The 6,092-nt window shown below is 72.9% G+C and carries 6 protein-coding genes; 5 read left to right on the top strand and 1 reads right to left on the bottom strand.

All coding sequences use genetic code 11. The annotated features are described in order from the left end of the window. The 5 genes from ACYVE9_RS12945 to ACYVE9_RS12925 all read left to right on the top strand — a co-directional run. Positions 1–914: hypothetical protein (locus ACYVE9_RS12945; RefSeq protein ID WP_461027961.1), on the top strand; the 914-nt coding region annotated here is incomplete at its 5' end. Continuing rightward, positions 911–2,098 carry a cysteine desulfurase-like protein gene (locus ACYVE9_RS12940; protein ID WP_461027960.1) on the top strand — a complete coding sequence of 396 codons (1,188 nt, stop codon included), beginning with the start codon at positions 911–913 and terminating at the stop codon, positions 2,096–2,098. The genes ACYVE9_RS12945 and ACYVE9_RS12940, both read left to right, overlap by 4 nt. A gap of 106 nt (positions 2,099–2,204) precedes the next feature. Then, entirely contained in the window at positions 2,205–3,218 is a 1,014-nt protein-coding gene (gene gntD, locus ACYVE9_RS12935) for a guanitoxin biosynthesis L-enduracididine beta-hydroxylase GntD (protein ID WP_461027959.1), read from the top strand. Positions 3,219–3,257: 39 nt separating this feature from the next. Beyond that, positions 3,258–4,142, top strand: coding sequence for a sterol desaturase family protein (locus ACYVE9_RS12930; RefSeq protein ID WP_461027958.1), 885 nt, complete (start codon positions 3,258–3,260; stop codon positions 4,140–4,142). Positions 4,143–4,237: 95 nt separating this feature from the next. Beyond that, on the top strand, positions 4,238–5,668 hold the full coding sequence (locus ACYVE9_RS12925) for an aminobutyraldehyde dehydrogenase (RefSeq protein WP_461027957.1): 1,431 nt from the start codon (positions 4,238–4,240) through the stop codon (positions 5,666–5,668). Positions 5,669–5,771: 103 nt separating this feature from the next. Here ACYVE9_RS12925 and ACYVE9_RS12920 read toward each other — a convergent pair. Further along, positions 5,772–6,092: hypothetical protein (locus ACYVE9_RS12920; RefSeq protein ID WP_461027956.1), on the bottom strand; the 321-nt coding region annotated here is incomplete at its 5' end.

Below are 6,092 nucleotides of genomic sequence, written 5' to 3'. Positions count from 1 at the left end.
GCGCCGGGACGGTACTGGCCGCCGACGCCCGCGACGGGCTGCACACCGGGGCCCGAGGCACCCGCTGGCTGGCCCCCGGGGCGGACCCGGGCCCGCTCGCCACCGAGTTCACCGGCCGCTGCCACCGAGTACGCGTCATGCCCTACCTGGAGGGGCTGCCGTGCAGTGTGCACGGCCTCGTCCTACCCGGCGACGTCGTCGTCCTGCGCCCCCTGGAACTGCTGACGCTGCGGCGGCCCGGTGGCGCCTTCGTCTTCGCCGGCACCTCCACCCACTGGACGTGTCCGCAACCGGCCCACGACAGCATCCGCGCCACGGCCCGCTCGGTGGGCCGCGCCCTGCGCGACCTGTACGGCTACCGGGGGGCGTTCACCCTCGACGGTGTGCTCGGCCCCGACGGCTTCCTCCCGACGGAGGTCAACGCCCGCATGGGCAGCGGACTGAACATCGACCGCACCCGCCCTGACCTGATGCTCAACTTCGTCGCCCGCATGCTGCGGGAGGGCGAGCACTTCGACGCCCGCCCCGCCGAACTGGAACGCCAGGTGATGGACGCACTCGAAGTGGCACCCTTCAGCGAGGCGAAGATCGGCCTGGACGCCCCCGCCGCTCCCGGCGCCGTACTGGCCCTCCGGCACGGCGATGCCGGCCCCCTGCGCGCCGCCCGGCCCGGCGAGTCACCGGACGCCACCGTCGCCACGGAACGCTCCGCGGTGGGGGACCGGCTCCGGTTCCGCCCACTCACCGACACCTTCCGCGGTGAACCGCTCGCCGGCACCGTCACCGCCGCCTGCGCCCTCGCGGTGGAGCGGCTGGGCGTGCGCTGCGGCCCGCTGTACACGAGCCCGCCACCGGCGTGCGCACCACCGCCCCGGCCGGGCCACCGCCAGGACACCGAAGGAGCCCTCGCATGACCGGCACCACGCCCTTCCCTCACACCGCGGGCCCCGCCCCGCGCGACCGCTTCCCCGGCCTGCGCGGCGACTGGGCCCGGCTGGACGGCGCAGCCGGCACCCAGGTCGTCGACACCGCTGTCGAAGCGATGGTCCGCTACCTGTCCGAGGGCGACAACGCCAACGACCAGGGCGTCTTCGCCGCCTCCCGGGCCACCGACGCGCTGCTCGACACCGGCCGGGCGGCCGTCGGCAGGCTACTGGGAGCGGACCCCGACGGGGTCGTCTTCGGCACCAACACCACTTCCCTGCTGATCGACTTCACCCAGGCCGTGGCCGCCTCGCTGGAACCCGGCGACGAGATCGTCTGCACCCGGCTCGACCACGACGCCAACGTGGCCCCCTGGCTGCTCGCTGCTCGGGCCGCCGGCGCGAAGGTGCGCCTCGCGCCCGTCGACGCCACGACCGGCAGGCTGTCCGCCGCCGATGTCGCGGCGCTGATCTCCCCGCGCACCCGATGGGTGGCCGTCACCGGCGCCTCCAACGCCCTGGGCAGCATTCCCGACGTACCGGCGATCTCCGCCGCCGCACACGCCGCGGGCGCGCGCGTACTCGTCGACGCCGTCCACCTCACCCCGCACCGCCGTGTCGACATGCGCGCGCTGGGCGCCGACGCACTGGTGTCCTCCGCCTACAAGTGGTACGGGCCGCACCAGGCCGTGCTGTGTGCCGACCCGGCCCTGCTCGACGCCCTGGAACCGGCCCGCGTCCGCCCCGCCGACCCGCGCTCGCCCGGCCGCTGGCAGACCGGCACACCTTCCTTCGAGGCGGTGGCCGGTGTGGCCGCCGCAGCCGAGTTCCTGCTCGAACTCGACCTGGACGCGGAGGCCGCCCGCGAGAAGGAACGCTTCGCTCCGCTCCTGCTCGGCCTGGACGGCATGCCCCACGTCACCGTGCACGGCCCGCGCGACCTCCACGACCGCACCCCCACGGTGTGCTTCACCGTCACGGGTCACCACCCGGACGACGTGGCCCGCCATCTGGCCGCACAGCGTGTCGCCGTCTGGAGTGGCACCTTCTACGCCCACGAGCTGATGCACGCGCTCGCACTCCAGGACACCGGCGCGGTACGGGCCGGACTGTCCTGCTACACGACCGCCGAGGACGTCGACCGCCTGCTCGATGCCGTGGCCGACCTGGCCTGATCACCGACGCGGGCCACCGGCCACCGGACCGGGACCCGCCCGCCCCTTCCGGCCGCGGCTGGACGGGCGCATCCCAGCCGAGCCCCACGAGGAGACCCGCCCAGCCATGCTCACCACCCTCGACCTCTGCGACGACGACCTGGCAGCCGTCCACGGCCTGGCCACCGAGATCACCCGCCGCCACCCCTCGGCGGACGACCCCGAACTGCTGCGGCGGGCACGCGTCCTCGCCCACGAACTGCCCCGCACCGTGCGGGAGGCACTGATGGACCTGCACGCGAGCGACCGCGCCGCCACCCTCGTCATCGGCCGGCACACCGTGCAGGACGCCGAGCTGGGCCCCACACCCGCCCACTGGAGCAAGGCCGGCCCCAGCAGCACGTCCGTGCAGCGACTGGAGACGATCCTGGTCCTGTACAGCGCCCTGCTGGGTGACGTCTTCGGCTGGGGCACCCAGCAGGACGGTCGGCTCATCCACGACGTCGTACCCGTCGCCGGCCACGAACAGGAACAACTCGGCTCCGGCAGCCACGCTCCGCTGATGTGGCACACGGAGGAGGCGTTCCACCCCCACCGGGCCGACTACGTCGGCCTGATGTGCCTGCGCAACCCCGACGGCGTCGCCACCACGGTCGGCGGGTTCGACAGCGGCGTGCTCACCGACGACGAACTGCGCTGCGCCTTCGCCCCCCGCTTCTACATCAGGCCCGACAACTCCCATCTGCGCTCCCACAACCCGTCGGCGGACGCCGGTGGGGCGCAGTTCGACCGGGTGGAGGACATGAACACGGCGCCGGAGGCGGTCCCGGTGCTGTTCGGCTCCCCCCGTGCTCCGTTCCTCCAGATCGACCCGGCCTACATGGACACGGCCCCCGGTGACACCGAGGCCCGCCGCACCCTCGACCGCATGGCCTACGCCATCGAGAGCGGACTGACCGACGTCACGCTGCGCCCCGGCGACATCGTCTTCATCGACAACTACCGCGTCGTGCACGGGCGCCGTCCCTTCCACGCCCGCTACGACGGCACCGACCGCTGGCTCAAACGCGTCAACGTCACCCGTGACCTGCGGAAGTCCAACGCCGCACGGCCCGAACCCGCGTTGCGGGTCATCGCCTGACGGCTCGTCGCCCGACCGGCAACCGACGGGAGTCCCCCCATGAACTGGAACACGCTTGCCCTGACGGCGCTGCTCTTCGCGGTCCTGGTCGGCGTCGAGCTGCTCGCCCACCGACTGCTGCCCTCCGACCGCGACACCGGCTACGACCTGCGCGACACCGCCAGCAGTCTCGGCCTCGCGATGGGCAACCAGGTCGTCAACTTCTTCTGGCAGGGCACCAACGTCGCCCTCGTGCTCGCCCTCTACTACGCCAGCCCGCTGCGCGTGGACCCCGGCGACTGGCGCATGTGGGTGCTGCTGTTCCTGCTCGACGACCTCACCTACTACCTCTTCCACCGCTCGCACCACGAGATCCGGGTGCTGTGGGCGGTCCACATGGTCCACCACTCCAGTGAGCGCTTCAACTTCACCGTGGCCGTACGCAACTCCTGGGTCCCGATGACCGGCATCCCGTTCATCGCCGCGCAGCCGCTGCTCGGCTTCCCGCCGTGGATGATGCTCGTCGTCCAGACCGTGGGCCTGGTCTACCAACTCGTCCTGCACACGGAGAAGATCGGCAAGCTCCCGGCCCCTGTCGAGTGGGTCTTCTGCACGCCCTCCCACCACCGCGTGCACCACGCCAACCACGCCCCTTACCTGGACCGCAACTACGGCGGGATCCTGATCGTCTGGGACCGCCTGTTCGGCACCTTCGAACCCGAACACGACCGCATCACCTACGGCCTCACCAAGAACGTGAACTCCTACAACCCGCTGCGCATCGCCACTTTCGAGTGGCGCGCCCTGGGGCGAGACCTGGCCTCCGCCCGCACCGTCGGGGAACGGGTCGGCTACCTGCTCCGGCGGCCCGGCTGGCGACCTGAATCCTCCGCCCTGGCGACGGCGCCGCCTCCACCACGCCGCCAGGACCCCACCGCCGGCTGAGGGTCCCGGCCCGGGACGTCACCGCCCCGCCCGATCGACTTGCTCGCCCCGCTCGAGCCCGAACCACCACGAACCATGCAGGAGGCCAGGAATCCATGCCCGCAACGACCGTGCGCAACTTCATCGCCGGTGCCCACGCCCCCGCCGCCGACGGGCGCACTCTGGACCTGGTCGACCCCTGCACGGCACGCCCCTCCGGCACCGCGGCACTGTCCGCCGCGGACGACGTGGAACGTGCGCTGCACGCCGCCCGGGAGGCGTTCCCGCATTGGCGCGGCACCACCCCGGGTGACCGGCAGCGCGCCCTGTTGCGGATCGCCGACGTCATGGAGGCACGCGCGGACGAGCTCGTGGCCGCCGAGTGCGCCGACACCGGCAAGCCGGTACGGGCCACCCGGGACGAGGAACTGGTGCAGTCCATCGACCAGGTGCGCTTCTTCGCCGGAGCGGCGCGCTCCCTGGAGGGCCGGTCCGCGGGGGAGTACCTCGCCGGGCACACCTCGATGCTGCGACGCGAGCCGGTCGGCGTGGTGGCGCAGATCACGCCGTGGAACTACCCCCTGATGATGGCCGTGTGGAAGTGCGCGCCGGCACTCGCGGCAGGCAACAGCGTGGTGCTGAAGCCGGCCGCGACCACACCCCGCAGCACGGTGCTGCTCGCCGAGATCGCCGCGGAGTTCCTGCCGCCGGGAGTGCTGAACGTCGTCTGCGGAGACCGGGACACCGGTCGGGACCTCGTCCGCCACCCCGGCTGGGACATGGTCGCCGTGACCGGCAGCGTCTCCACCGGCGCTGACGTCGCCGCCACCGCCGCCCGCGACGTGCGGCGCGTCCACCTCGAACTCGGCGGCAAGGCGCCCGTCCTGGTGTTCGACGACGCCGACGTGGAGGCGACCGCCACGGCCGTCGCCGAGGCCGCCTACTTCAACGCCGGTCAGGACTGCGTCGCCGCGACCCGTGTCCTGGCCGGCCCGGGGATCCACGACGCCCTGGTGGAGGCGCTGGTGGAACGGGCCCGAACCACGCGCACCGGCCCTCCCGACGACCCGGACGCCTTCCACGGACCGCTCAACAGCCGGGAGCAGCTGGACCGGGTCAGCGGCTACGTGTCCAGGCTCCCCGCCCACGCCACCGTGCGCACCGGCGGCCGGCAGCTCGACAGGCCGGGGTACTTCTACGCCCCGACCGTCGTCACCGGCGTCGAGCAGGGTGACGAGATCGTGCGGCGGGAGGTGTTCGGCCCCGTGCTCACGGTGCAGCGCTTCACCGACGAGGACGAAGCCGTCCGACTCGCCAACGACACGGCCTACGGCCTCGCCGCCGGTGTGTGGACCCGGGACCACGGCCGGGCCATGCGCCTGGCCCGCACCCTCGATTTCGGCTGCGTCTGGATCAACACCCACCTGGCCCTGGCCGCGGAGATGCCGCACGGTGGGTACCGGCACTCCGGTTACGGCAGCGACCTGTCGACCTACAGCCTCCAGGACTACACCCGCGTCAAACACGTGATGAGCAGCCTCACGTGATCCGAGCGCTCGGGGGCGGTACCAGGCCGGGCCCGCAGCGGACGACGCCCCACCGGCCAGGCCGGTGGGGCGTCGTCGAGGCGTCGTCAGGGGAGTGGCAGGGTCACGCGCAGTACCTGATCAGCCACTCGTCCGAGTCGTAGGCGTCCCGTGCCGGGTCCGGCTCGGTGACGGTGACTCCGGGGAAGGTGTCCTCCGGGGGGATGCGCTCCGGCAGCTTGCCGAACCTGGCCAGGCGGGCCGTCCGCTCGGTGTCCGGAACGTTCTCGGTGTCGGTGGTCATCGCCGCGTCTCCCTCGTTCGGTTGCACCTGGTGGGACGTGCCCGGGAGTTGGCGGGTTGCCTCGTGCCACTCCCACGCCCAGGGTACCGGCCGGGCGACGTCAGCGGTGGGCCGCGACGGCGGGCCGCCCGGCTGCCGCAC

Source organism: Streptomyces sparsus (assembly GCF_054776295.1).
Note: the sequence above shows the minus strand (reverse complement) of the source record. Positions and strands in the feature narration are given on the sequence as shown.